General features: G+C 58.2%; 1 protein-coding gene. It reads left to right on the top strand.

Annotated features, from left to right (window positions below):
- Positions 1-232: hypothetical protein (locus tag H2O73_RS21515; protein ID WP_182110849.1), on the top strand; the 232-nt coding region annotated here is incomplete at both ends.

Genomic DNA, 232 nt, shown 5'->3' with positions numbered 1-232 from the left:
GCTCATCGCCGGCGAGACTAAGTTTTGGGACTGTCAGGAGCGCCGAGAGATCAAAAAGACGGCGTTTGTCGAGCTGATCGGGAAGTCGATCTACAACGAATGGAAAGAGCATGAGCGCCGGCGGGTGATTACCCGCGCCGACGTCGCCGCCATTCAAAACGGGCGGGCGGGGGGCGACCTTCTTATACTTCAGCGCTACATGCACATTTACACAACCAACGACGCCTGGGAC

The sequence above is a fragment of the Vibrio marinisediminis genome, assembly GCF_014050145.1.
Lineage (GTDB): Bacteria > Pseudomonadota > Gammaproteobacteria > Enterobacterales > Vibrionaceae > Vibrio > Vibrio marinisediminis.
The sequence above is the reverse complement of the archived record's forward strand: the minus strand, read 5'-3'. Positions and strand labels throughout refer to the sequence as shown.